Annotated in this window: 11 protein-coding genes; 8 read left to right on the top strand and 3 right to left on the bottom strand. The window is 56.3% G+C overall.

What is annotated here, in order from left to right; translation table 11 throughout:
• Positions 1-102 precede the first annotated feature (102 nt).
• From NO978_RS18570 to NO978_RS18605, 8 genes are all read left to right on the top strand, one after another.
• Positions 103-936, top strand: a complete 834-nt coding sequence (locus tag NO978_RS18570) for a DUF1819 family protein (protein ID WP_257301027.1) — start codon at positions 103-105, stop codon at positions 934-936.
• Positions 933-4,673: a hypothetical protein gene (locus NO978_RS18575; protein WP_257301028.1), complete on the top strand. Its 3,741-nt coding sequence runs from the start codon at positions 933-935 to the stop codon at positions 4,671-4,673. The genes NO978_RS18570 and NO978_RS18575 overlap by 4 nt, the downstream gene beginning before the upstream one ends.
• On the top strand, positions 4,670-5,308 hold the full coding sequence (locus tag NO978_RS18580; protein ID WP_257301029.1) for a DUF1788 domain-containing protein: 639 nt from the start codon (positions 4,670-4,672) through the stop codon (positions 5,306-5,308). The genes NO978_RS18575 and NO978_RS18580 overlap by 4 nt, the downstream gene beginning before the upstream one ends.
• Positions 5,301-8,987, top strand: a complete 3,687-nt coding sequence (locus NO978_RS18585) for a hypothetical protein (RefSeq protein WP_257301030.1) — start codon at positions 5,301-5,303, stop codon at positions 8,985-8,987. The genes NO978_RS18580 and NO978_RS18585 overlap by 8 nt, the downstream gene beginning before the upstream one ends.
• On the top strand, positions 8,984-11,092 hold the full coding sequence (gene pglZ, locus NO978_RS18590; RefSeq protein ID WP_257301031.1) for a BREX-5 system phosphatase PglZ: 2,109 nt from the start codon (positions 8,984-8,986) through the stop codon (positions 11,090-11,092). The genes NO978_RS18585 and pglZ overlap by 4 nt, the downstream gene beginning before the upstream one ends.
• A gap of 103 nt (positions 11,093-11,195) precedes the next feature.
• Complete coding sequence (locus NO978_RS18595) at positions 11,196-13,316, top strand: hypothetical protein (RefSeq protein WP_257301032.1); 2,121 nt, start codon at positions 11,196-11,198, stop codon at positions 13,314-13,316.
• Positions 13,309-14,235 (top strand): PD-(D/E)XK nuclease family protein, encoded by a 927-nt coding sequence (locus NO978_RS18600; RefSeq protein WP_257301033.1) that lies wholly within the window; start codon positions 13,309-13,311, stop codon positions 14,233-14,235. Before NO978_RS18595 ends, NO978_RS18600 begins: the two co-directional genes overlap by 8 nt.
• Complete coding sequence (locus NO978_RS18605) at positions 14,232-17,732, top strand: ATP-dependent DNA helicase (RefSeq protein WP_257301034.1); 3,501 nt, start codon at positions 14,232-14,234, stop codon at positions 17,730-17,732. The genes NO978_RS18600 and NO978_RS18605 overlap by 4 nt, the downstream gene beginning before the upstream one ends.
• 37 nt (positions 17,733-17,769) lie before the next feature.
• Here the strand turns inward: NO978_RS18605 and NO978_RS18610 are convergent, their stop codons facing one another.
• The 3 genes from NO978_RS18610 to NO978_RS18620 are packed head-to-tail and all read right to left on the bottom strand — an operon-like array spanning position 17,770 to position 25,441.
• Complete coding sequence (locus NO978_RS18610) at positions 17,770-19,689, bottom strand: hypothetical protein (RefSeq protein WP_257301035.1); 1,920 nt, start codon at positions 19,687-19,689, stop codon at positions 17,770-17,772.
• A 2-nt stretch (positions 19,690-19,691) separates the two neighbouring features.
• The gene (locus NO978_RS18615; protein ID WP_257301036.1) at positions 19,692-23,090 is read right to left on the bottom strand and encodes a DEAD/DEAH box helicase family protein; all 3,399 of its coding nucleotides are present in this window, start codon (positions 23,088-23,090) and stop codon (positions 19,692-19,694) included.
• Positions 23,091-23,119: 29 nt separating this feature from the next.
• Complete coding sequence (locus tag NO978_RS18620) at positions 23,120-25,441, bottom strand: DrmE family protein (protein WP_257301037.1); 2,322 nt, start codon at positions 25,439-25,441, stop codon at positions 23,120-23,122.
• Positions 25,442-25,834: the final 393 nt, after the last annotated feature.

A 25,834-nucleotide genomic window follows, 5' to 3' on the forward strand; every position in this document is an offset into this window, starting at 1 on the left:
GGGCAACATGAACCTTCGGATGCCCAAAGGGCGGCCGATCATCAATTTTCAAAATGAATCACGACAAGAACATCTAAGTGGGCACCTCTCCCCATACCGAGTATGCCAGACGGTCGGCCGTCGGGGGATTTCGAGATCAACTCCCTGAACGGTCAGTTCAGTCCGGACGAAACCCACATCGGGCTCGTCGCTGCAAGTCTAGATCTGGAACAGACTCGCGCGATCGTCGAGCTCTATAACGAATGTGGAGACTGGACGACGACAAATGAGGAGTGGCTCGAACAGCGAAAGGCGGGCCGCCTCACCGTCGAAGGCTCGCGCCGCGCATACAATGCGATCAAGCCTCGATTGCAGGAAGCCGGCGGCGGGCTTCCGCCACTCAGCCATCTCCCGGCTATCCTGGATGCATGCCGGAAAGAACGGGACCAACACCAGGTGCTGTTCTGCTACCTCGTCGCCGAGGACGCAGTCGTTCGTTATGTCCTGCATGAGTACCTCCAGCAACTTCAGCGGAAGAGCGTCAGTAACTTGGATTTCTCGAACGATCAGCTCATCGAGTTCCTCGATGAGTTCCGCCACACAGATGGCTCGCCATTGGATTTCTCTGAGTCAACGAAAGACCGCTGGGGGACGAACTTCCGGAGCGCCCTGCGGTCGATCGGCGTGATCCAGTCAAAGCAAGGAGCTGACGGAGATGTCCCAAACATCGGCGACGTCCCACTAGAGACAGCGGCCTATTGGTCGTGGCAACAGCTGGACGATGAGTGGTTGAAGAATCCGCTGGGGTGGCGCTACCTCTTCCAACCGGAACCGTTCTGGAGCCCCCAGACCGACCGGCTCGCTAACTCAACCCGTTGGAGCATGCACGAGTCTCATGGGCGACTGTGGTACGAGCCGGTCGATGACTTCTACGCCGAATTCGACACAACAGCATGATCGACGACGAGCACCTGTTTGACGACCCTGACCCGCAGTTCGAGGAATCGATTCGAATCGACCGAGACCTGGAGGTAGGGGCCGAAGCCGACAAGCGCGAAATACTCTACCAGCGCTATCTCGACGAGTATCACCTCACGGAGTCGACCGTCACCTTCCTGGAGGAGCTGTTCAGCCATTTCCACGATGAGACGCCCGACGCCGACGAGCGGAACCACTGGCTCTATGGCTACTACGGCAGTGGGAAGAGTCACCTCTTGACCGCACTGGACCTCCTACTCGACACGCCACAGGTAGAAGCCGCCGATAGTCAGGCGGTCTGGCAGCGCTTCGACGACAACGACGACGAGCCGGAGCTGGGCGAGCAATGGTACACACTCCATGAGGAGACCGTCATTGTCCCGATATCGATCAACTTGCTGCAGTACCAGGGGGTTCGCGAACAGAGTTTTAGTGAGATCGTCCTCCAGGAGGTCTACAACCAGCGCGGGTTTGCCGACCGACTGGACGTGGCCTTCTTCGAAGAGGAGTTCAAGCGCACCGGCGGGCTGTTCGACACTCGCGAGGTCTGGGAGCAGAAAGAGCAACTCATCAACGAAATTCTTGCTGACGAGGGTGTGCCGAATCCGACCTACGACTGGAAAGACGTCCGGCAGTACCGAATCCTCTCGGACATCGTCCTCCCGGAGCTGACCGAGCGAGCGACCGGGATGGTCGATAATCTGGAGGACATCCAGAACAAGAAGATCGGCCAAGAACTCGCCGTCGAAAAAATTGAGTCGTATCGACAGGAGCTCGAAGCAAAGTACGACCGTCCGGTAAAGATCGCCCTCCTGATGGACGAGGTGACCCTGTTCATCGGCGGGAACTATCAGCGCCTTTCCGAACTGAACGCGCTGGCAGAGGGGATCAAGGACGTCGGCGAAGGCAACATCATTTCGGTCGTCACCGCCCAATCGGAAATCGAAGACGTCCAGCCCGGGCTTGCCGTCAAACAGCTCGACTTCGGGATTCTCAAAGATCGGTTCCCACAACAGTACGAACTGCCGAGCCGCCACGCCGGCGAAATCGTCCAACAGCGCCTGCTCGCAAAATCCGATCAGGGCCGACAGTGGATCGAAAACAACGCCCTCACAGCACGGGTCGATCCGAATATAATGCTCACCTATCGGGAGGTGGAACAGAACACGGCGCCGCCCCTTGATGCAATCGATGACCAGGAGTTCAGCGACTACTATCCGCTACTTCCCTACCAGCCAGCGCTGTTCATGGAAATCCTCTCGAACCTCCGGAACCAGCTTCCCGACGCTACGAAGTCCATTTTCTCGGGGACGGCGCGGGCGGTGCTGTCACTCGTTGCAGGCCTCCGTGCCGAGTGGACAGAGAAGGATGGCGAAATGCCGATCATCAGTCTAGTCGATTTCTACGACCTCGTCCAGTACGAACTCCAAGACATCATCCCGGACAAGACAGCCGTCATCGGCGACATCGAGAATGACCCTGAGACGACGGCCTTCGACCTGAAGGTCGCGAAAGCCGTCCTGCTGCTGTCCTACGTCCCGGAGATGATCCCAATGACCGACTCAAACATCGCGACTACGGTCATTGACGACCTCGAGGGGGAGATTCGCTCGAACGTTCAAACACGGGTGCGGTCCTCCTTGGAGGGGAACCTCGAGAAGTACATTCGGCCCGACACCAGCACGGACGGTGGCGACCTCCGGCTCACCGATCGAGAGGAGCAGCGACTCATCTCCGAAGCCCACGAGTTCGAAACCGAACCCGCGTGGGACGAGATTATCGAGACGCTGGACCGTCGTCTCTGGGGAGATATCGTCGCCGAGCTCGACCTACCAACGAGCTATGAATGGGGAACCGACGGCGACGACACTGCCTACCCGGTCGGCTATGCGTTCCAGATCGACGAAACAAGTCTAGAAACCGGCTATAGTGAGAGTGAGGACACCGTCTTCGACGTAGACGTCGTCGTCCGCGGGCTACGACCGGACGTCGACACGGATCGAATCGCCCAGGACAAACTCTACTGGCTGCTTGACACGGAGGGCATCGAGGAACTCCGATCACAGCTGACGGAGTGGTGGGCCCTTGAGAAAGCTACTCGAAAAAGCAATCCGCCGGAATCGGTCGTTCGGGACCGGAGCGACGCAGCCAACCGCGTCACGGAGAAACTGCGTTCGGCCCTCTCGAAGGGGAAGTTCACAGTCCAAGCCGACGACCTCACCACCTTCGACAGTGCGGTGTCGGAGTACGTCACCGAGACTTATCCGGATTACTTCCACCCCGAACTCGCCCGGATCACCGACTCACATCTGGATGAACTCCGTCAGCTCGGCGACGACGAATCCCTCCCGAGTTGGGCCGAAACCATCGGCGTTCCGGAACAGTCGACGAATGATTTCGCTACCTTCAGTGATATCGCGTTCGAGGTCCGACGGCTCGTCGGTACCCAGATCCAAGAGAGCGGAGAGGGCGTTGATGTCGCCACGCTGCTGGAGCGATCGATCGACGAGGAGCCGCTGTTCGGCGTTGAGACACCCAGCGGTCGGAACCCATCACCGGCGATGCTCGCAGTCGTCTGGGGGCTCTGCCGAGCGGGCGTGTTCAGAGTCACGACCGTCGAGGAGGAACCGGTCGAGCTCGACGCCCTGCTGACGCCGCGCAGACACACCACTCTCACCCTCTCGACGGTTCCGACGGGGAAACGCACTAAAGACGTCTTCGTCGAGCACGACATCATCGAGCCAACTGAAAGCGAGAATCAGGGGTACATCAACTTCGTCGACCAGCTCGAAACCCTCGAAACCCGAGCCAGTAGCCTTGCAAGCAACGCCGGCGTCAAAGCAGACACAACGTTCGAGACTGCGGGCCTCAAAACGCTTGTCCAGCGACTTGCTACGGAGGCCGAGGGAATCGAAGAGGCCGCCGCAGACCGACAGGAGCGAGCCACAACTGTCGACACTGAAGAACTCAAAGAGATGGTCGAAGCGACGGAGGCCGATGCTGAAACCATGTCCATGGCCGAGACACAGTGGGAGGAACGACTCCCGTTCCTCCTCCAGCTCGAAGGGCTCACCCGACCGGAACTGCGGGAGGTCAACTGGCTCGGCCAAGACGTCGATAAGCAGCTCCAGAACCTCAGTGAGCAAGTCGAAGCGACGACCCAAACGGACTGGTGGACCGATGATGGCTGGACCACCTTCGTCGGCGAGCTTGAAGCACGGAGTCAAGCCCTCGAGACCCTCGAAGAAGCATGGGGCGATCAGCAAGCAAAGACGGCCATCGAGTCACTGCAGGGAGACTTGGAGAGCCTTGCATGGCTGGGCAATCCCACGGAACTCACCATGGTCAAAGACAGATTCATGTCCGAATATCTCGACCCGCTCCGGACGTTCCGCAATACCGTCGAGCAGATCACGACGACGCTTGAGGGCCTGACCGACCGCGAGCCAGGCTCCCGGGATAGGAGCACGCTGATGACGATCTTGGGTAATCTCGATAGGAACCTCGACTGGACAGCCCTCTCAACGGGAACAGTCGACAAACGCCGGGAGCAGTTCTCGAGGGTCGACCGGCTCCTCGGCGAGAAAACGCCGGAGGAGGTGAGCGGGGTTGGGGTCCTCTACGATGATGCCGAGGAGCTTCGCGCACAAATCGAGTCGCTCGAGAGTGAAGAGTTGGAGCTCTTTGACGTCGATGAGGGGGTGATCGTTCGATGAGTCACACGACCGGCAACCCGCTCATCGAGTTCACCGACGAACTTGTCGACTTCGCTCGCGGGGAGCGGCGGGGAATCCGGAACCCCTTCGTCATGGTCCCTCTCGAGCCGGAGATCGAACACCGGGTTACCAAGCGTCTCGAAACGTGGGCGAGTACGCCCGAGGGCAATCTCGCCGACTGGGAGGATGTCACCGACACCAACGACACCGCAGTGACTGTGACGAGCGTCCGGCTCGATGCACTTTTGCCAGAGACAACGGCCTTCGGGACCAGCATCGACCTCGGACCGTTGGATCGCGTCGAGACAGCCGCCGTCGAAGACACCCTTGAAGGGAATCTTTCGACGGAGCTGGTCGAGGGGCTCATCGCAGAGTACATCCAGAGCGGGCACGTTGACAACGACCGCTCGTCGGTGTTGGTGCTCCTGAATCTCGGGAGCCTCTATCCGTTTACCCGGGCCTCCGAGTTGCTTGATGAACTCGATCGGAAAAACGTCAACACAACCGTCGGCATTCCCTTCCCGGGCTCAGTAACCGGCGGTCGACTAAGTTTCTTCAATGAACGTGCACGCCACTACTACCCGGCCCACCGGATCGGACAAAAAGTGACTGCGGGGTATATGACTGATGTCTGAATTCGACACACTTGCCGACCTGTTTCCGCCGGACCGCCAGCCAACTCGCGAGCTCGAGCCAATTCAGAAGGTCGACAAGACCGACCAGATCGAGAAAGACATCGACGAGTTCTACGAAACTGAGAGTGCAAAGCGAGTTCTCAGAGAAACCGCCGCAATCGTCGCAAACGAGGGCGTCGATCACCGGTTCCGATACGTCCATGCGACCTTCGGCTCCGGGAAGTCCCACCTTCTGAAACTCATCGGCGTCGCGACCGGCGAGATCGAAGGCCTGGAGTCCTCCGCTCACGATCTGGCAAACACCACGACAGGGTTCAAGGAGTTCCGGGATGCGATCACTGACTCTCATATCGACCATCTCCAGCCCCTGTTCCTGAACCTGCTCGACCGAGATCGGGACGACACGAAACTCCCGCTGATCCTGTATGAAGAACTCGGTCGTCGTCGTGGCTATCACACCGACCTCCCCTGGTTGCTCGAATTCTGCTGGCAACTCGATATCGAGCATGACCTCTGGGAGCAGCTCTCGACTTTTGAACACGAGGAGCTGCAGCTAACCGACGTCGTCGACCGGCCGGCCTCCCTGCGGCCGTGGCTTCAACAGGCAATCCCCCAGCTCGGAGGGGCGGCCGCGGCCGGTCTTGATTCTGCAGCGGCCGTTGATGACCTTATCGAGGCCGCAGAGACAGCAATCGATCCGACGGCGTTTGGCCCTGACGATCTCGTCGAACGCCTCCATCGCACCAAGCGCCATCTCGAGCAGGACGGCGATACCTACGAGTTCCTAATCGGGCTCGACGAAATCGCGATCTACGTCGGCGACCAGCAACGACGCTATGAAGAAGTCGTCGATACGATTACCGCCCTCATCGAGGGGCTCAATCCGCCGATCTTGGGAACCGGCCAATGGCCAATGCGGGACATGCAGCAGCGATTCTTCGGCGACGCCGACGATGAGGCGTGGTACGCCCAAGAGGTGAAACTCGAAGGCGCCGACACCGAAACCATTGTCCGGAAACGGTGGCTCCAAAAATCCGAAGACGGCGCCGACTATATCCAGTCGGATCTGCTTGAGGACGCCACGGCGCTCGACCCGACCCTGCACGACGAGGCCAGCCCACCCGAACACAACGATCCGGTCGAGGCATACCCGTTCCGCGATCTGGATCTCTGGCTACTTCGGGACTCGATGCAAGGGCTTATCGAGGGTGAGCGAAACACCGACCGAGAGTATATCCAGGGGCGAGCCCTGCTTGCCCGCGTTCGCTCGCTGTTCGTCAACCACGGCTGGGCGAGCCGAACCCCCGGTGTGGTCGTCCCCTGGAACGAGCTCTTCGACATCATCGACGCTGACACCGAGCTAATCTCCGGCTGGGCGTCGGACCTCATCAGTCGCGTTGCAAACACATTCGATGCAGAGACCGCCCAGACGGCAAAGGCGCTGTTCTTGCTCAGTCAGGTCGAGACCGTCCCCCGCACAGCGGACAACCTAGCACGGCTCTTAGTTGATGATGTCGGGACGGATATCCAAGTGCAGCGCGACACCGTCGAGAGTCACCTTGAGGCGATGGTCGAAAAGAATCTGATCAGAAAGAGCACGGAGACTGCAGAGCCGACCTACACCATTCTTTCCGAAGGGGAAATCCAGTTCTGGCAACAAGTCCAGCAAGAAGCGACCGAACTCCCGGAACATCAGGTCCAGAACAACATCCGGGAGTTCATCCGGGAGGCCGACCCGACGCGATTGCCGTCCCACGAAGGGACCAAAATGGGAACATTCGGCGATCTGGATGGAATCAACTACACTGTCCGTTATGCAATCGACCGATCGATTCCGGACTCAGTCACAGAAGAGTACGACACCATCGTGATTCGGGTGCTGGTGCATGACGAGGAGACGATCAGTGACCAGCGCACACAGTGGCAGGAGGCCCACAGCGGGCCAGCTGGCCGTGAAGACGTGTTGGTCACCGTCAACATCACGGAAACCACTCGGGAGCAGATTCGGGAATTGATTGGTATGCAGCAGGTGTTGAGCGGGATGGCGGACCCGAGTCCGGACCATCGACTCCGACAGCAGTCGATGCAAGAAGAGATCGAAGATGATCTGCGTGGTCGGCTTAACGAGGCGGCGGTATACCTGCCACAGCGGGAAGCATCCTATGGGACATACCTACAGGACCTCGATACAGCAGTCACAGACGCTGTCATCGAAAAATTCCCGAGCCGGAAAAATATCGATCACACCCTGCAGGTTGAGGACCTGGAAGCACTCATCGACTTCTTCCAGGACGGTGGAGCGTGGCCCCTCAGCGACGATGATGCCGACCGCCTCGGTGTCAACAAACTTCCAGGGACAATCAGTGATGGCTGGGCGATGGAGTTCCTGGAACTGGACCGATTTGACGGCGATGAACGAGTCAGTGGAGCGCGGATTCTGGGGACGATCAACAGCCGGGGTGGGGAGTTCCTCGGCACGCCCCTCGAGGCACTGCAGACACTCCTGTTCGTCCTCGTCGCCGACAACCGAATCGCCATTCGAAGTGATGGCGATCGAGTGACGGACACCCGGACGATCGCCAGCACCATCACCAGTATTACCCAGTTCGAGGACGCGATCGTCGTGTTCGACCCCTCGCCCCCGCCGGAGGACCTGAATGACGTCTATGCCGCTCTTGTCGGCGAAGAGCCCGAAACCGACGATACGCAGGAACTGCTAGAGGGAATCGAAGCCTGGGCTACGAAGCATGCAGAGGAGTTCAACACGGTCGTCTCTCAAGTAGATCTGAAGTTCAACACGCAACTCTCGCTTGCAACGCTGAATGACGCACTCAAGCCAGCTTTCTCCGGCGAAGAGCTAGACGCAAATCTCCTAACGAACGAGCAGGTCGTCGATCAAGCCCATCGCTATGCCGACGCCGCTCCGCTGTTCATTCCGGCAAGCGACGACGAGGAGCCACTCTGGGACCAGATCACCGCGGTCGACGAGTGGCTCAAGGACCACTATCCGACAGCGGCGATCACGGGGAAGGTAAGCACCACCACTCAGGGATATCAGATCCCGAGGGTCGATACCCTGGAGTCACAGCTCACAGAGGCACAGAAGTTCCGAGTTGAGACCCTCCAGGAGCTGTCTCAAGACCTGACCGGCGAGCCAACAACAACAGATGATCTCGAAACACTCCGCGCTGAGCTGACCGTCAGCCTACAGAGTGCGGCCCTCACTTCGGATATCGAGCGAGTCGTCGAGACCTACCCGAAGGTCCAGCTTGACACGCTGCAAGCCACTATCGATGACGCGAACGACGCCGACGAGCCCCTCGCAGAGGAGGCCTTCGCCGAAAAAGCGATGCGAACTGACGCTGACACGCTCGCGAACGGGCGAACACTCCTCCGGCCAATCACTGACGGCGAGTCACTCTACGAACAGCTTCGGCAGCTCTCGACGAAGCTCCCTGACAGTCCCAGCGGATTTGTGGCCCAACAAATCACCAAGGCGGTGAGTGGGGCGACGATTCCGGATCCCGACCGCGCAGCACAGCTCCTCAAGCAGGGACGAGCCATCCTCGAGGGTGACAATGGCGGTGGGAAAAAGAAGGATGATGACGGACTCTGGCAGCAGCTCTCGACCTACGACGATGGGACCATCGTCGTCATCGACACGGAGGATGACCAATGATCCCCCAGCCTCGACATTCCCTAACTGACGAAGCAGAACAGCGACTTCAGCAAACCTTCCCCGAGAGCCACACCGCAGATGTTCGGGTGGTGTGGTGGGACGACGGTGGACATCTCGAAGAGACCGTCCAGCAGGCCGCGAGCAATCTGGGGATCGGCTTCCGCGCCGCCGAGGGCTTTCCGCTTTCACTTCGAACCGACGCGATCGCAGAAGAACGTGAGACCGACCGGCCGATCGTGTGGTACATCGGCGAAGCCAAAGCCGGTCGGGACTGGTTCCGGGACATCCGTGAGACCGGTGGGGAGGTCTCCTGTAGCATCGAAGAGCTCACTGCCGATCTCTATGAGGTCAACCCTTGGGACATCTTCGACGTCGAAATGAACGATGCTGCCACCAGGGACCAAATTGCAGGCATTATCAAAGCCGAATTCGAGACGCCCGGGATTCCCCAGTATCGCAGCCTCAGAGAGGAGATCCTCACCCGCGGCGACGGCAAAATCATCGACCACCTGTTACGAGAGGGATGGCCGGAGATCAGCCGAGACACAGAGACGGTCGCAGACATCCGCAAGAAGCTCGATGACGAGATTCCGATTGCGGACGACGCCGGTCCCGAGGAAATCACCGAGACCGTTCGCCGCTGGGCTGTCGCCCAGTCGCTGCATGAAAGTGGCGTCGATGGATCGCTGTTCCCCGATGGCTATGGCGAGTCCAGTCACAGCCCTCTGACGACGCTGCTCAACATGGGCGGGACCAGAGCCCGCGCCGAGACATATCTGGGGGTGGAGTTCTGGGGCGACGTGATTCGCAACCTCGAGGACGTGTGGGAGTATGCGGACTGTCCGGTCGATCGAGCGCTCGATGACGCGCTGTGGGAGGCATGGTACGAGCTGTTCGAGGCGGGGGAGCTCGCCACCTGTATCGAGCATGCACAGATCAGGCAGTCCGCACTGACAGTCTACCCTGAACAGACCGGCTGGCGTGATCTCTGGGTCCAGTGTGAGCACCTCGCTCGACTCCAACAGCAGTTCGACGCTTGGGAGGCACGGGATGGACAAACCGACCCCTTCACAGCCTATGCCGATCCCGACGACGGGAGTTGGCAGATCGACAATGAGGTGCTGCATCTCCAGCTCACTGGAACACCCGAGACGGATGTCCCTGCCGACCATCCAGCAACCGGGACGTTGCCCGATATTCGGGACGAGATGCTTACGAGCCGGTACCGAGAGTACCTCGAGACACTTGCAGGAGACGTCGAGGCGGCGATGCAGGTCAACAGCCCACTCCTCGATAAGGCACCAGCCCATGAATGGTGGAACGATCACGAAGACGAGTTCAAAAAGGCCGGTACCGTTGCCATCCTGTTGATCGACGCGCTACGGTTCGACCTCGCACAGCAACTTGCCGAAGCACTCAACGATTCCTTCGACGTCACGCGTGAGACACGGCTCTCAACGTTCCCCTCGGAGACCAAGTTCGGGATGGCTGCGCTCACGCCGGGGCGGTCCTTCCGGTTTTCGGTCAGGATGCACAATGGGACGCTGACGCCCTTCCAAGGGGATCGCTTGCTGTCGAACAAGGGACAACGGATCAGCTTCCTCGACGACGAAGGCTGGGCCGTTCCCGACGACCGGGAGTCCGGATGGGGCCAACACCAGATCGCCTACTACGACAAGGAAATTGACGAAGTCGGGGAAGGCGAGATCGGCGAAATGGTGCACCATTTCCACGACTACGTTTCCGAGCTTGCCTCGATGATTCGCCAGAAGCTCGACGAGGAGAGTTGGGACCGAATCTACGTCGTCACCGATCACGGGTTCGTCCTCTTGCCCGAGGGAACAACGACGGAAGCGGTCCCGTCAGATACACCGGACAGCGAAGTCAAGTATCGGCGTGTGGCTGGAGATGATCTGAGTGGTCTGAGCAACGGTGTACACGTCTCCGCTAGTACACCCGGAATCGACTACCTCGATACGGGCCTTCAGGTTCTCGTATACCCGCGCCAGCACTTCAGCAAGCAGGGCTACAGCGGCGATCGCTACTACCACGGTGGGTTGCTTCCCCAGGAGTGTATGCTCTCGTTCCTAGAGATTCAGAAGTGAAACAAACGCTTGCAAATTGATAAATCGATCTCCATCCGGCCCGAAGGATTCGATATCCTTCGACGGTATCATTATAGTGTCGGCGAGCAGCATTCAAGCTATCATGGGAGATTCAGCTGGACAATCCCTTCATGGGGATCTCCATATCTATCCCTTTCGCAGCCCAGACCGATCGGAACTTGTCGCTCAACACTACCAAACACTCCTGAGTGAGTATGGGACAGAGGATATTCTGTGTCTCACTCGATTGTGTAATGAGGAACGGCTCAGCGATGAGATAGCGAAGACGCTATCTGAGGTCGCGCGGCCAACAACCACGTCGCTCACCGACTTCGCCGCAGAAGTCCTCCCAACAATTCAGCCAGGCGTCCGAACGCTGTCTGATAACGAGCGGATTGAATTGCTGGCTGCGTTCCTTTCTGAGCAGGAGTGGGACACCGAGTACCTCGCACGTGCTGCACAACAGGATTCGTTCCAGCAGGACGTGGGTGAGATTCTGATCGAAATGGAGTCACGGAACGCACTCTCACCGAGCGACTACACCTCTCCCGTTTTAGCTGAAATCGCGACCGTTGGACGAGATTTTCAATCCCATCTCGCTGACAGAGGCTTTGTGGACAGACCATCGCTTCTCCCGACTGCAACAGCGGCACTCGAAAAGGCTCGCACTGAGAAGTCTATTCCACGGCGTGTCGATCAATGGAACGTCCTCCTTGTCGCTGATTACGAAGAGTTCGCAACGACAGAGCGACAGTTCCTCCAAGCGATCAGTGAGGCTGCTGACGCCCCAATCGTTGCCATCGCCGCACGGCAAAGCCGTATTCTTAGCAGCTGGCGAGAAGCAGGGGGCATCGAATCACTGGCTGCCGGACTCGACACAGCCGTTCACGAATTACAACGGGAGTCGGTGAGTGCTCCGGAAGCTGTCGGTGAATACTTGGTGACCGGGAGCAAGCCCGAAAATCACAGTCCGAATGGATCAGTCGAGGTCATTGAGGCTGCGACCTTCCGGGAACAACTGACGCAGGTGGCCAATGAAATCGAGCGCTTGGTTCGTCGCCCTGACTATACATACACAGACATCGCTGTCATGTTTCAAGATTCGGGCGGACCGGTGGAAGAGACACTGCGGCTTCTGAGACGGCATGGCATCCCAACAACTACAGTCGCAGTCTCCCAGCTTGGAAACGACCCAGCAGTCCGGGAACTATACGACGTGGCGAAGACGTGTGCTGCCCTTTCAGACAGTGACCAGGACGCGAGCCGAGAGCGAATACTTTCCGTCGAGGGAGGAACCGAGGACCCCATTGCGGGAGTAGAAGCTTCATCTACTGCAATTGATGGCCTTTGGCACTGGCTGGCTGCAACTCATCTGAAAGAACGGATTGCGGAAAACTGGACTGAACTCGATGCCCGGGACCAATTTCGGCGTGTCCGAGAGGTCGTTGGTTTGGCCGAGTTCCTCGAGGAAGAACCAGACCTTGACGGGTCATGGATAGGGTTCCTAACGGCACTCGAACGGGCGTTCAAATACAGTTCGTCCCGACTCGATTCGATTGAGCCGGAGACTCACGAGGGGGGAGTTCCGGTTGGGACAATCTATGGGCAGAAACACGAGAACTACAAGGCGGTGTTTCTGTTGAATGTCACCGATTCAGAGTACCCATCCACACCAGATCTCACTGCCCTCCTGCCGACAAAGCGTCTTGAGGAAGAAAAGGGGTATCCACTACTGACTTCTCAATCTGTAACAGACATTACAGAGACGTTCCAGCCGGCGAGTGAGACCCACGAGAAGCCCTTCCATGCGTACTTTACGCAAGTGAGCCGGCGCTTGCTCGGGATTGGAATCGCTTCAGCCGCCGAACGGCTGTATTTTGGTGTTCCCCAGGAGAGTGCCGACGCGCTTGGAACGTACAATCAGCCTTCTCGGTTCCTTTCCGAGCTGGTGGAGAATTTCGAGATGATTACACCACTCACGATAGACGGCGAATCGGAACAAACGAGTCACGGCGGCGCAAGTGAGGTCGTGGTTGAACACGTGGATGATACGCTGGACGCCGTTCGACGAGCTGGCGTCGGAGGAGAGACGGTCGATCTCAACCGCTTTGAACGTGAGTTGGCAGCTATCGAATCGGTATTAGACCATCCGGAGGCCAAAACGGTGCAAGCAGCGTTGGAAGCCCGCATCGACTTCCGCCAGGGGAGGGTTCGCCGTGACTGATCGTGTATCGCCGTCCCGGTTGCAGACCTACCTGAACTGCCCACGGCAGTTTGAATTCAAGTATATTCACGACCTCGACGGGGGTGAGAGAACAGACCTGGAACGGTATTTCAATCGTGGCGACGTGCTCGACACAGCACTCCAGTTGACGGCGACGGAAGTGGATACAGATACCGACCCGGAAACGGTCCAATCCCTTGCTCGCGAGAACTTCACCGAATGTTGGCAGAGAAAGACGGATTCCGATACCTACCCGTCACCAGCTGCGTATGAATTCGATCGACGGATCTCGGCCGCGGCAATCGATGACTATCTCGAGGCTGAGACCGACGGTGAGGGACTTGCTCATCTTCGACGGTCGGTCGGGACCGAAGTGCATCTCGAATGGACTGACGACGAACTGGGGGCGATGCATGGCTATGCAGACAACATCGTCGAGACTCGCGATGGCCTCCTTATAATCGACTACAAAGCCAGCTATAGCGGGCGTCGGTTCCCCAATAAGAACGGGTCAGACCTCGAAAAGCAACTCAATGGGACGAATCACTACCCCTCTCGGCTCAAGAAATGGCTTCAGCTCGGGATGTATTGGGAAGGGCTCACCCAGCACGAGCTGTACTCACCCGGCGACGAGATTCGTTTCATGTTCTACGGTCTGATTGCATCTAAAGAACGAACCCCGACTAAGACGGGCTATAGCGTTGATGTCAGAGGGAAAGCGTGGGAAATGACAGACCTGTATCGGGAAAATACGTCGGCCTTCCGGACCCTCATCGATGAAAGTACCACCGGTATTCAATCTGGGGCGTTTGATCCAACCGGAGACCGGTGGGAGCTTATCCAGGAGGAAGCGTGCGGCGACTGTGATTATCAAAGCGCCTGCGGCGACTACATCGCTGAGGAGGTGAAGTTTTCATGAGCCTCTTCGAAGAGGACGACGACGTTACGGAGGAGCCGAAAGGAAACCAAGGCCCAATTATTTCAACGGATGAGTATCCGATGCGGGTCTTAGCCGGGGCTGGGACAGGGAAGACCTTCACGATGGTTCGGAAAATTGAGCGACTGCTCAAAACCGAACAGACTGCGCCAGGGAATGTACTCGCGTTGACGTTCACAAATAAAGCTGCGGACTCAATGCGTTCCAAACTCAACGCGTTGATCGGGTCCCAGGGATACGACATCGAGGCGTACACGTATCATTCGATCTGCCACTCCATCCTTCAGGAATACCCCTACTATGCCGATCTCCCATCTGGATTTACGATCGCTGATGACGCCGACAAGCTGTCTGTGGCAGAAGAAGCGATCGCGGAGGTCCCTTACCAGTTTGTGAGCCCAGACGGAACATATCGAAAAACACCGGCGGAGGTACTCTTGAACTTCATTAGCTCGATGAAACAGGAGGGCGTCCACCCGCAAGAATTGGAAGCATACCTCCCTGCTCCGGACGTGCTGGTTGGACTGGACGAGATGTCGGATCGGATTGAGACCGCTGCGCGAAAGCACATTCGGCGGCAGTCAGTAAGCGAGAGCAGTATTGAGTCGTTCTGTGACGATCTCGAGACGTTCAAGATGGAACTGCAGCTCGAACAACAGAGTCTGGGGTCCTCTCCGCTGGAGAACGATATCAGTAGATATCTACAACACCTGATCGAGACGATCGAGACCTGCCAGTCACGAATTCGGTCGAGACCCGAAGAGGTCACCGTCGGCTCCAAACAGGCTGCTGCACGATTACCGGGAGTACTGTTCAGTGCCTACGGGAGTGAGGGACGGGAGATGACGCGGAAAAGTGACTTCCCGACAGGTATTCCGAAGTTTCCATTCACACTCCTTGATCGGCTCAGGTCGTATCTCAGCGACTGCAAAAAGGCCGCAGACTTTGTGCATGGATACCGAGCGTACGAACAGCAGCGGGAGGCAAACCAGTTAGTCGACTTCGATGATCTGATTAACAATACAGTCTCCCTGCTCGAGGATGAGGACATCGCTGCGGAAATCGCTGGACAGTGGGACTATATCTTCTGCGATGAGTTCCAGGATACCGACTCGATTCAGTTCGACCTCGTTACCACTCTCGCCGAGCAGAACCGCCTCTTCATCGTGGGAGATGATGACCAAGCGATCTACGAGTGGCGCGGTGCAGACAGCGAAAATATCGGTCGGAAGCTGGATGCGACGTATGGCTCCGAGTTACAGGATATGGAGTTGGAACTTAACTTCCGGTCGAGGCAACCGATTTTGGATTTGGCGAATAACGCGATTCAATCCCTCGAAGGACGCGGAAGTGAGAAGGAATTGACCGCGTTTGGCGACAAGGCAGAGAGTACATCTGGCGTAGCCTACATCGATACCACCGTCCCAGACAACAGCGACTACTCAGATACGGATGCGTTCCAGGCCGCACAGATTACGACAACGGTTGGAGGGATGCTTCGTGGCGAGCTCGAACAAGTAGCCGAGGAGTATGATCCAGGGGATATCGCAGTATTGGTCCGTAAAAATCGCCACGCACGTCCCATCATCGATGCATTCAACGAAGCAGGAATCCCCTTCGAATTGGTCGGAGATTTAGCGACCGAATCGGTCGGCGTCGAGACAGTGCTCGCATATCTAAGAGCGCTGGCTGACCCAACGGACGACGTCAGTGTACGGCGCGTCTTGTTGATGCGCTACCGATTCAGTGAGACGGATCTAAGACACCTGGCACAGGCGGAAGATAATCTAATCGATGCGCTCCAGTCCATTGACCCGGCTGAATTATCCGAGCCAGAGCGAGTGAGGACTGCTCAGTCCCACTTTGACCACTTAGTAGCACGTCGACATCTCCTTTCGGTCGAACAGTTGTATCATGAATTGTTGAGTACCACCAATATCGAGTGGTTCCTAACGCGACGGGAACGTCGTGAATTACAGGGCTTGGAAGATCTGATAACTGGTTACGACGAACCAGCATCTCAGCCCCCGATTACAGCAGACTTCATCGAGTACCTCGAGCGTCACGAGTCGATCGCCGAAACGACCGATTCCGGGCCAACAGAACAAGCAGAGTCTGCAGACGATGCAGTCTCGATTATGACGATCCACAAAGCGAAGGGGCTGGATTTCCCCGTGGTATTCCTCCCGAATTTGACCGCTGACGAATGGGCACCACGGACCAGAGAGTACTCTGAATTAGTTGAGTCCCTCAATACGGATCAGTTCTGGCAGCGGGACCAACTCAAACGCGATCAGCAGGAAGCACGCCGTCTCCTCCATGTTGGCATCACCCGGGCTGAAGAGCACCTTGTCCTCTGTGGACAGGGGGATGAGAGCTCGGTACGCGACGATGGTGTTACGCTTGAGTATGCCCAGGAGTGGCTTGCTGATGGGATTCAATGGGATCTCACAGCAGCGTCATTCCCGATCTGGACGGAGATCCAGGACAGTCTCCCCTCTACCGCTCTGGACTGGACTGAGATGGTTACTGATGAAGCCTCCCCTCGTGGTGAGACAGTTGCGACATACGATGGAGATGAGCTCGGATATGAAGACGCAATCACAACGGTGCTTGAGCGTGCCGACAGCCTGATCGACGGGTCGCTTCCAGACGTGGAACCCGCCTCTGTTGGTATAGCTGTTGATGCATTTTCGCCAATTCCTGCACCGTCGATTCGCCGCCGCCACAGCTACACCTCACTCGGCACCGTCGATGATTGTACACGCAAACACTATCTTGACCATGTCGTCTATGCTTACGAACTCCCGTCCCAGTTCACTCCAACCACGTCCGAGACCTCAGCGAAATCAAAGCAAGCGGGGTATGACTCCTCGGGGGCGTCAAACCGCGAGATCGGGGTTCTGTTCCATGAAACCGCTGAGGAGGCAATCAATCAAAATCGCACCGGGCGTGATGAGTGGCAGGAAGTCTGCGAGCAAGTCGCAGTTGAGCGGGGTCTCAAGCATGCGCTGGCGGGTGCGACTGCGTGCATCGACCGTTTCTTCGAAACGCCAGTCCCGGAATGGGATCTCCTGAGTGCCGAACATTCCTTCGGAATCGATATCGAGGGCTCCTATGTCATCGGTGAAATCGACCTACTTGCTCGGCGTCCTGACGGCGAGTTAGTGGTTCTCGATTACAAAGCGACTGGCTCGAAGAAAGGTACCGAGAACCGCCAGCTCCCACTTTACATCCTGGCCTGTGAGGAGTTGTTCGATGAACCAGTTACCACCGCAGGGTACGTGTACGTAAGCGATCTTGGACCCGAGGTGGACCTACGAACCTATGATGACACGCGGATCGAGGAAGCCCAAGAGCGAATCAAGGAGGGGCTTTCGAAAGCAGCAGCCAGCTCGTATAGTGAGTATACCGCAGGGGACCACTGTCAGTGGTGCCCGCACAACGATCTGCCGTGCAGTAGTCTCCACTCAGAGTGACGGCCAGAAGAACATACCGCTCACAGCGCTGACCTCCCTACATTCCATTGAAACCGACAATATCGGGTCCATCGAATGGACCACCAAAGTAGACCGATCGGCTCAGGTTCTGGTTTGAATTCTGGCAGGTGACACTCGATACGAAGAGGCAATCTTCGCACGCACAATTATGATCCCGACGGCAGACAGTGTCGTACGTACAATAATCGGTTTCGTCAAGTTGGTCAATGACGTCAGGGAAGCGTTCCTCGAACAGCGTGAATATCGATCCGAGGTTGAAATCGGTGTCCGAACGCTTGTAGATGATAACCGACATCGTCCGTGGGAGGAGGTGCTCGACGAGGCTATCGCGCCCATATCCGGACAGTTTCCCAATGGACTGAATGACGCTGTGGGAGAAGCTATGCAAGAGCGAGTAGGCCGCCCGTGAAACGGGGTCTCCAGCTGGGTCGATAGCCTCAAAACGAGACGGGTGCCCCACATTCGCCAAGAACCATCGGTCCAAGTCGTCTATATCTGGCTCATCGATAACATCGTTCTCACGAAGCCATTCCACCACGGTTTCTTTATCCAACGTCAACATTACCGCTTCAGCATCGTTCGTCCGTGCAAAGACCTCGGTGTCGCCCCACTGCCCGCTGGAGAACAGATTCAACAACGCCGGCGGGTCACCATCCTCATCAACAGGCGTCGTCCCTCCATCCGTCTCCGCTGGCTGATCGGACGAATCGTTCGTCCCGCCTTCCGTGGATGGCTGCCTCTCAAGTCCGGTTGGCGATGGCTTGATCCGCGAATACCCGTATGACACCGTCGTAATCGGGAAGTTCTTGATGAGGCGAACCTCCTCCAAGTTGAGTTTGTCCCGTAAACGACAGTATCGGTCGACTGTCTCGGGTTCCAGATGCGTGTCCTGAGCGTCTTCGGCTAGATCCGCAAATGTGTATGAGCTGATCCGGTCACCCTCATCGTACTCAGGGTTCACTACAGAGAGATACTCGAAGAGTTCCTCACTCAATCGAATCTGATTGACATCGCTCAGTTGCTCGGTCAGGAAATGCTTCGTCTCATCGCGATGGGCCTGAATATCTACGGTTAACCGTTCTTCCGCTAGCTCAAGTGCTTCGTCACGCCCATCCACCTCATTATTCTCCAGCAGTTCCATTGCCTTGCTGAGCTTCTCCTGTTCACTTGGACCAGTATTTCCAGATCGTTCTAAGAGATAATCACTGACGATCTGGATCTGATACTGATCATTGCTCAGAAGCGTGTCCAGATCTTTCCGGACGTTGATCAGCCGCTCCGTTTGCGGATAAAAGGTCTGCGAAGCCGAATGTGGGAGCATTTTCCGCGCCTGTTGGCCATAGTCGCAGTCAGGGTTGAAGCACTTGGCACTTGGTCGGAAACCGACCGTCGCCTCACAATTTGCTCCGGTACATCGCCAGTATGCGTTATCGAACCCAGTTCCTGGGTTTCGAAGAGCCATCCCGGCACCGCAGTGCTCTGGAACGTAGATCTCCTGAATCTGCCCACAATGGCAGACCGAAACAAACTGCATTTGATGATGGTCACGAAGTTGAGCGCTGCAGCGGCCACACGTTACGGCGTCATCCCGAGGGAAGTCTTTCGCCTCTTCCCAGCGGAGCTGGGTGACTGTCCCACATCGCCCACATTCGAACGTTCGTGGGAATACCTCAAAGTTAGCTGCACCGGGAGTGACAATCGAGGCATCATCGGCCGACAGGGAAAGGTCGGCCCAGTTCGGCCAGGCCGCAGCATGGCGACTAATTCGTTTCAGGATGTACGCGTCGGGCAATTCGGAGGCTTTCGAACGACCGGCCTCATCCCGGTCCTCGTGAATTCGAGATACCAAGCCGCTCAAGTCGCTTTCAGCGTGGTTGAAGGTATTCCCCGGCAGGTAATCGAAGAGGAACTTGGATTTCCGACGTTCCATTGGCATCGTCACTCACGCTCCGTGGTCAGGGCATCGACCAGATTCTGATTGTTGTACTGTGCAGTGATCGTACCCTGCTCGCCAATGTCTCGAAGGCTAATCATAGGCTCGCTTCCCCCAGGATATTGGGGGTACGACATACTGGGTAGCTCCTCGATCCAGTATTGCCACACCTGGTTGATTTTCCGTTGGACTTCCTGGTAGAAGTACGGATTCGTGTAGTAGTCATTGTCAAGTCGATAGGCGCGCTCGACGAGCGACTGAAGCGTGTCCTTGGTGAGCTCTGGATAGTCGTCGTTGGTCATAAGCTCGTAGAGGTGAGTTGCCTTCTGGACGTTCGCCGGTTCTGGGTCTTTGTCATTGAGCGCGAGTTCGTACTGACGATGCATCTTCGGCCGGTAGTACTGGATGAGCAGCGACTGGAGGACACCGGTGAAGGTCCGGTCGATACCGAATTTGGCCCACCTGTCAATCGGGATCGGTTCCACAGTCCGGTCAAGGTATTCGTGGAGTTTCTCGAAATAGCGGTACCGATGATCGTCACGCTCCCTCAACGGATCGAAAATGTCCAACACGAACCCAACAACACCGGATTGTCTGCCCACACGGCTGCTTGCCTGGATATACTGGAACGTCCGCCGGGGATATCCGAAAAACAGCATCATGTTGAACCGGTCCACGTCAATCCCGTGGCCGATGAAGCTGGTTGATGGGACCGTGTCGATCCGCTCATCGAACGGTGCATCACCAGGCTCCTCCAGTTGCGCTAGTAATTCTGGATTCTCAGTGTCGGCGGTCAGCTGCCGTTCGCGAATCGGATGCTCGTAGCCGTCGAGAATCATCTCGCGGGCAGCGTATTTTGCGATGTTCTCACGGTAGCGGTCCTTTCGTCGTTTGTTTGTGAAATAGACCACGCTGGTCTCATAGAGATCAAGAATTTCGGCCTTTTCATCCTCAGAGAGTTCATCAAGACCAGCATCGTCGGCCAGCTCCGCAGCTGGTGTGTCATATGCATCCTGAATCAGCTGGTGGTAGTCCATGATTGTGTCAACGACAGTATAGAGGTGCGATCGGTTCGCTGGCCTGAACCCGAAGTATTCTCGTTCGACGGTCTCAGTCAGTTCGCCATAGAACGTCTCGCCTCGAGTGGGGCCATCAGTCGGGAATCGGGTTGCTCCCTTCTGGAAGAGATGCTCGATCTGCCGCTCGTATTCCGAGATGGTGGCAGTTGACGCGAGCACTTTCGGCTGTTCCCCATGAATCTTCTCACAGAGAGTCTGATAGAGAGTCTCGTAATGAGCAGCAAACGTTCCGAGCTCCTCGTTGAGGAGGTGGATTTCGTCCACCAAGTGTAATGTGGGAACCGGATCGTAGACATCACTCGGGTCAACCGATTCTAACTCATGATCGTCCCGGTCACAGAGCTGGTATTCTGAGCACCGTCCAGAGTAGCCGTACCCATGATCAGGACATTTGGTTGTATAGTTCCCGAGAAGGTTCGCAAATCGGGGCTGCTGTCCAGTGATTGCGATCTTATCCAGAGAGCCGAGGAGAACCGACGGAACATATCGATAGATGTCCCGGTCAACAACATACAGAGGCAGCCTGCCCAGACACTCATCAGCCGTACAGGTGTGGAAAACGCTGTTAGCGTCAACATCGTACTCAACGGTGATATCACTCTCACAGAGCGGGCAGACATCGATGACTTGACAGCGTGCTTCCAGTTGCTCCTGGCTCTCTTGGAACATCTCACGGAATGTATCCCTGTCAGTCCCGATTGCGTTGGGAGTGTCGTTGCTACCGGCGAAGAACCCCAGAGAGAACGGGTCACCAACACCCTCTAGCCCTCGGTCCGAATCGCTCCGTCGCAGCTGCTCAGCGTGAAGGAGGCTTTCAAGGAATCGGCTCTTCTGTTGGCGGCTGAGTAACCGAAGTGGGAAGCGAATCCAAGCAGTTACTCCCTGACTTTTGCCGCGGAGCCGGTCGTAGAACAGATTGAATATGATGAGCCCAATATACGCCTCAGTTTTCCCACCACCCGTCGGGAACCACAGGACGTCAGCATCATCATCATACTCGGTTTCCAAGTCCGACCGTTCGCGGCGAACGATCGCAGAGAGGTTACTGACAATGAATACCAACTGGAAAAGTCGCCAGCCAGGGAAGTCATGCTGCCGGCTATTGACTTCGTTCATCAGTTTGAACGCACGCAGGGCTTCGGGGACCTCTTCCAGCACGGTGATTCCATGTTCGAAGCGCTCGAGTTCTGTGATGAAGTCCTCGGCATCGGCATCGAATTCAGCTAATTCCGCTTCGCTCAAACCGAGTTCAGCTGCGATTTCAGTCCGTCGTGGACCAGTCCATGCGTCATGATAGTCACTCATTCCAGCAGCGATCTCACGGAGAATATCGATCGTATCACCAGTACTGAGTTCCGCGAAATCGGTGTTATAGGAGGTGTTGAATTCGAATTCGTAAACTGGAGCAGTCGGGACTGCAGTCGTCTTGATCGTGCGTGGGTTCGAACCCTCTTCGACCGTAGTGGAGCAATTCCGTCCTTTCGCCCACATTGTCTGGTCGTATCGATAGTCTTCAGGAATGAGATCGAACTCGTAGGGTGCTAATTCGCCAGTGACATTGATTTTTGGATTGAATATGTACCGCTCACCCGGGCCATCATTCGGCTCCTCAGCCCCCGGAGAAGGCGGGTGATTCGAGAGAGTGAGTTCTAGTTCATCGTCCGACAGCTCGGCGCTAAACTGGACATCCCACTCCAATTCCTCCGGGGATAATGTCGATTCTGACTGGTTGAACTCTTGGAACTCGGATTCCGGAAGGTCCGCGAGTTCAGCAGCGGTATACTCTCCAGTTTCGACAGAGTCCGTCGTGAGTCGATGGTTTTCACCCAGCTCAGCAACGTTCTCGTAGAGTGCTTCTGAGATTCGGTTCGTAATCGATTCAGCCTGACCAGAGAGGTCGTCCAACGCGAGGTCAGCTTCGAGTGAAACGAATCCACGCCGGAAGAACGGCTCATCGAATGTGTACAAAATGTCACGGTCGATTTCCTCGAGAGGAATGTCCGCCCAATCGGAGGAGGTTTCGGTCCTATCCGCGGCACTGAGCTTTGCGGCTTTGACCCGTTTCTCCTGAATCTCTTGGTACTCTGTATAGGTGGGAAAACTCGGAACATAGAACTCGAACTCAACGACAACCGACACACTTGACGTGGAGTCGGGCTTACATTCGAGGCTGATGCTGCTTGGGCGGGTTTTCGCATCGAACTCCTCACGATCAGCGCTCCCAAACTCCGGGGAGAGGTTTGCGACGTAGTACTTGTCGCTTGGCAGGTCACCTACGCAATACGGAGATGCTCGTCCCCGTGCTCGCTTGATCGTCTCCGCCATCAGATGCTGCCCGATTTGGTGTGTTTTGTTCATTCTGATATGGATTTAACCGCTTCAATTGTTGCCTTCTGAACGTTCTCCGAAGCCTGATCCACCCCAGCTGGCAGATCAGTCGTGAGGTCGCCAGCGATGCTACTGCTCATTTGGGCCTCGATTGCTTCCCGAGCCTGCCGTCCGATCTTCTGATGCTCTGTCCGAATCCGTTTCATCGCTCCAGCAGTTGCTTCAGCTGTTGGTTCCATCTCGGGGTCACACACTGCAAGAACACGTCTGACATCCTCAGGGTCTCGTGGCCCAATCGTATCCCCAGTCCGCCAATTGGAGACCGTAGAAACGTCGCTGATATCAGAGCCGCGTTCCTGCAGCTCGGACAGTAATTCGTCCTGGCTCATGTCCGCTGACAGTGCATCATCGAGGATCGTTCGCCATCGCTCCACAACCGATTCGGCTTTCCGGAGTTGTTCCTGGTCGTGGGCAGACTCGACGAACAAATCGTAAATGTCGTCAGCGGCCGAATCCAGCAAGAGGAGTGTCTCACCAGCAGTGAGATCTTCGGAACGTTTTCGTGCGATATCCCCGTTCCCCTTAAGCACACTCACACGGCTTTGTGAGGAAAGTTTGCGCGTCTCACCATTCGAAAGCTCGACTTCGAGGCCCGGCTCCCGAGTCTGACCGTCCGACGTCGAAGAGGTGGAGGACATACCAGATGAATCACCACCTTCGAAGTCCTGTCGTAAGGCCTCAGTTGGGTCGACATCGGTTAAGTTATCCGGGCGCTCGTACGTGTCCACGATTGATTCCGCGGACTCTGACGGTGGGGATTGAGATGCCGATTGAGCCACGGACCCGGACTGCTGTGGGGACTGAGCTGCCGATCGAGCCGGTGACGCTTCCTGTGGCTTGGATCGACCACCAACCTGGCCGATGTCCTGGGTTGAGATTGTCGCCCCGATGTTAGCCATCCCCTCTGCAAGTCGTTCTTCTACGATCGGTGCCCACGGCTCGAACTGCAGGAATACAATCCGTTCAGCAGTCGGAAAGTCATAGAGATATGAATCCGCATCAAGCGGCCTGGCAACGATGATTTCCCCGTTCGGCGTTGGCTCAACCTCATCAACGGTCTTAATTGAGACCGAATCCGCAAGTTTGCGGTCCTCCAGCGTAATTGCTTGAAGTATCGCTTTGTGTTCGAAGTCGTTTCGGACGACGACGATTCGCGGTCCCCCCTGACTGCTCTCTCCGGTGGTGATCAGCTCAAAGAGATGCTCTTGAAGTGGATGGCTCCTGTTGAGCCGTCCGTGGAGAGCATCTGCTGCTTCACAGTAATTGATCAGCACATCCGCCGCCCGACCATCCAAGCGCTGGGCTTTGCCGCGGAGGTTCTCTAATAGCTCGCGGACGCCCTGTTGGTAGTAATTATCGGCAACGACGCTATCCCAGTATTCAGGCTTAACTGGGAGGCGGGTGAGGAGATTGAATAACCACCCGACTTCCATTTTGAGCACTCCTTGTACATGATGCATCGACTGGATGTCGTTTTGCATTGCACTCAGATCCGAGACGATCTGATAGAGTTCGGGATAGCCGATGGTTCTCTGCTCAACGACTACATCGGAAGTGTTGATGAGGTGTTCAAAACGGGTGGTCAAGCTGGGGTTCTCCGGGATAGTGTCCGGTTCAGCTGTCGTGAGTAGTTCGTTCGTGATCTGAACCGTCAACCATTTTTCGTCGATCGCCTCTGCTTCGGCCGTCATCTCATCTGTATAGAAGATAAACGGGCAGCTGGTGGCCTCGTAAAGGGCCATGATTTCATCGAAGCGGCGTCCGAAGGAGCCCCATTCGGGTTTCCGGAGATCGACGAAGACCGCACCAACAGAGTCTCCGGGATGTTCCGTATCGATTTCAAAACTATTTTTCGCGGTGTAAATATCCGCCTCTTGGTCGATTTGGGAAAGCCGGTCGATCGGCTCTCTGGAAATTAATCGAGGACTGTCTCCGATGGAATCACGTCGGAATTCGTCGAGTTGAGACACGTAGCCATGATGAAGGGCGGGAAAACAGAGGAGTGATTTGTTCCCGCCAATGATTCCATCAGTGGGGAATCTGGGGTCTTGGGTCCGGACGTACGCGAGGCAAACGGCCAGGGGGACGCGGTTGGAAGGAATCGGGTCATGAATTAACAGTGAATGCCCGAGTTCAATCTTCCGAAGCGACTCCTCAACTACGGCGAGCTCGGTTTGACCGAATGAGAATGCTCCATCAGCAGTTGTGATGTTCGCTGGGAACCACCTATCGAGGTATCGCCGGTCAAGGCAACTCTGCGCGTGTTCCGCGATGGAGTCAATTGTCATTGTTATCTTATTAATCTAAATTAATCAACAAACAGTGTTTGTGTTGATGGATAAATGTATCTTGATAGATTAAACCTTTCCCAAACGTTTCCAAGAAGATGTTACTACATATACTTTTGTGCAGGGACAATAGCCCAGGCGTTGATTTTGGTGGATGCTTTCGATAGCCGATCAGCGGACTCATATATGTTTTCCACATTGAATGGGGACCCAATGACAGGGTGAGTGTGACATCTCCTGATAGTATCGAGATGCTAGTGTCGATACTAATACAATCAGACTATACGAATGCTGTGGCCGATCGTGATGTCCCATTGGCAGACACCCCGTTTTCACTCAACAATTCCAAACGAGGAACACGTGATTCCACGTACTGGGGATAAGGAGGTTTGG

Source organism: Haloarchaeobius sp. FL176 (genome assembly GCF_024609245.1).
In the GTDB taxonomy this organism is placed as follows: Archaea; Halobacteriota; Halobacteria; order Halobacteriales; family Natrialbaceae; genus Haloarchaeobius.

Excerpts from the sequence above, each read along its gene's own strand:
- NO978_RS18570 (WP_257301027.1), top strand. The coding sequence starts at position 103 with ATGCCAGACGGTCGGCCGTCGGGGGATTTCGAGATCAACTCCCTGAAC.
- NO978_RS18575 (WP_257301028.1), top strand. The coding sequence starts at position 933 with ATGATCGACGACGAGCACCTGTTTGACGACCCTGACCCGCAGTTCGAG.
- NO978_RS18580 (WP_257301029.1), top strand. The coding sequence starts at position 4,670 with ATGAGTCACACGACCGGCAACCCGCTCATCGAGTTCACCGACGAACTT.
- NO978_RS18585 (WP_257301030.1), top strand. The coding sequence starts at position 5,301 with ATGTCTGAATTCGACACACTTGCCGACCTGTTTCCGCCGGACCGCCAG.
- pglZ (WP_257301031.1), top strand. The coding sequence starts at position 8,984 with ATGATCCCCCAGCCTCGACATTCCCTAACTGACGAAGCAGAACAGCGA.
- NO978_RS18595 (WP_257301032.1), top strand. The coding sequence starts at position 11,196 with ATGGGAGATTCAGCTGGACAATCCCTTCATGGGGATCTCCATATCTAT.
- NO978_RS18605 (WP_257301034.1), top strand. The coding sequence starts at position 14,232 with ATGAGCCTCTTCGAAGAGGACGACGACGTTACGGAGGAGCCGAAAGGA.
- NO978_RS18610 (WP_257301035.1), bottom strand. The coding sequence starts at position 19,689 with ATGCCAATGGAACGTCGGAAATCCAAGTTCCTCTTCGATTACCTGCCG.
- NO978_RS18615 (WP_257301036.1), bottom strand. The coding sequence starts at position 23,090 with ATGGCGGAGACGATCAAGCGAGCACGGGGACGAGCATCTCCGTATTGC.
- NO978_RS18620 (WP_257301037.1), bottom strand. The coding sequence starts at position 25,441 with ATGACAATTGACTCCATCGCGGAACACGCGCAGAGTTGCCTTGACCGG.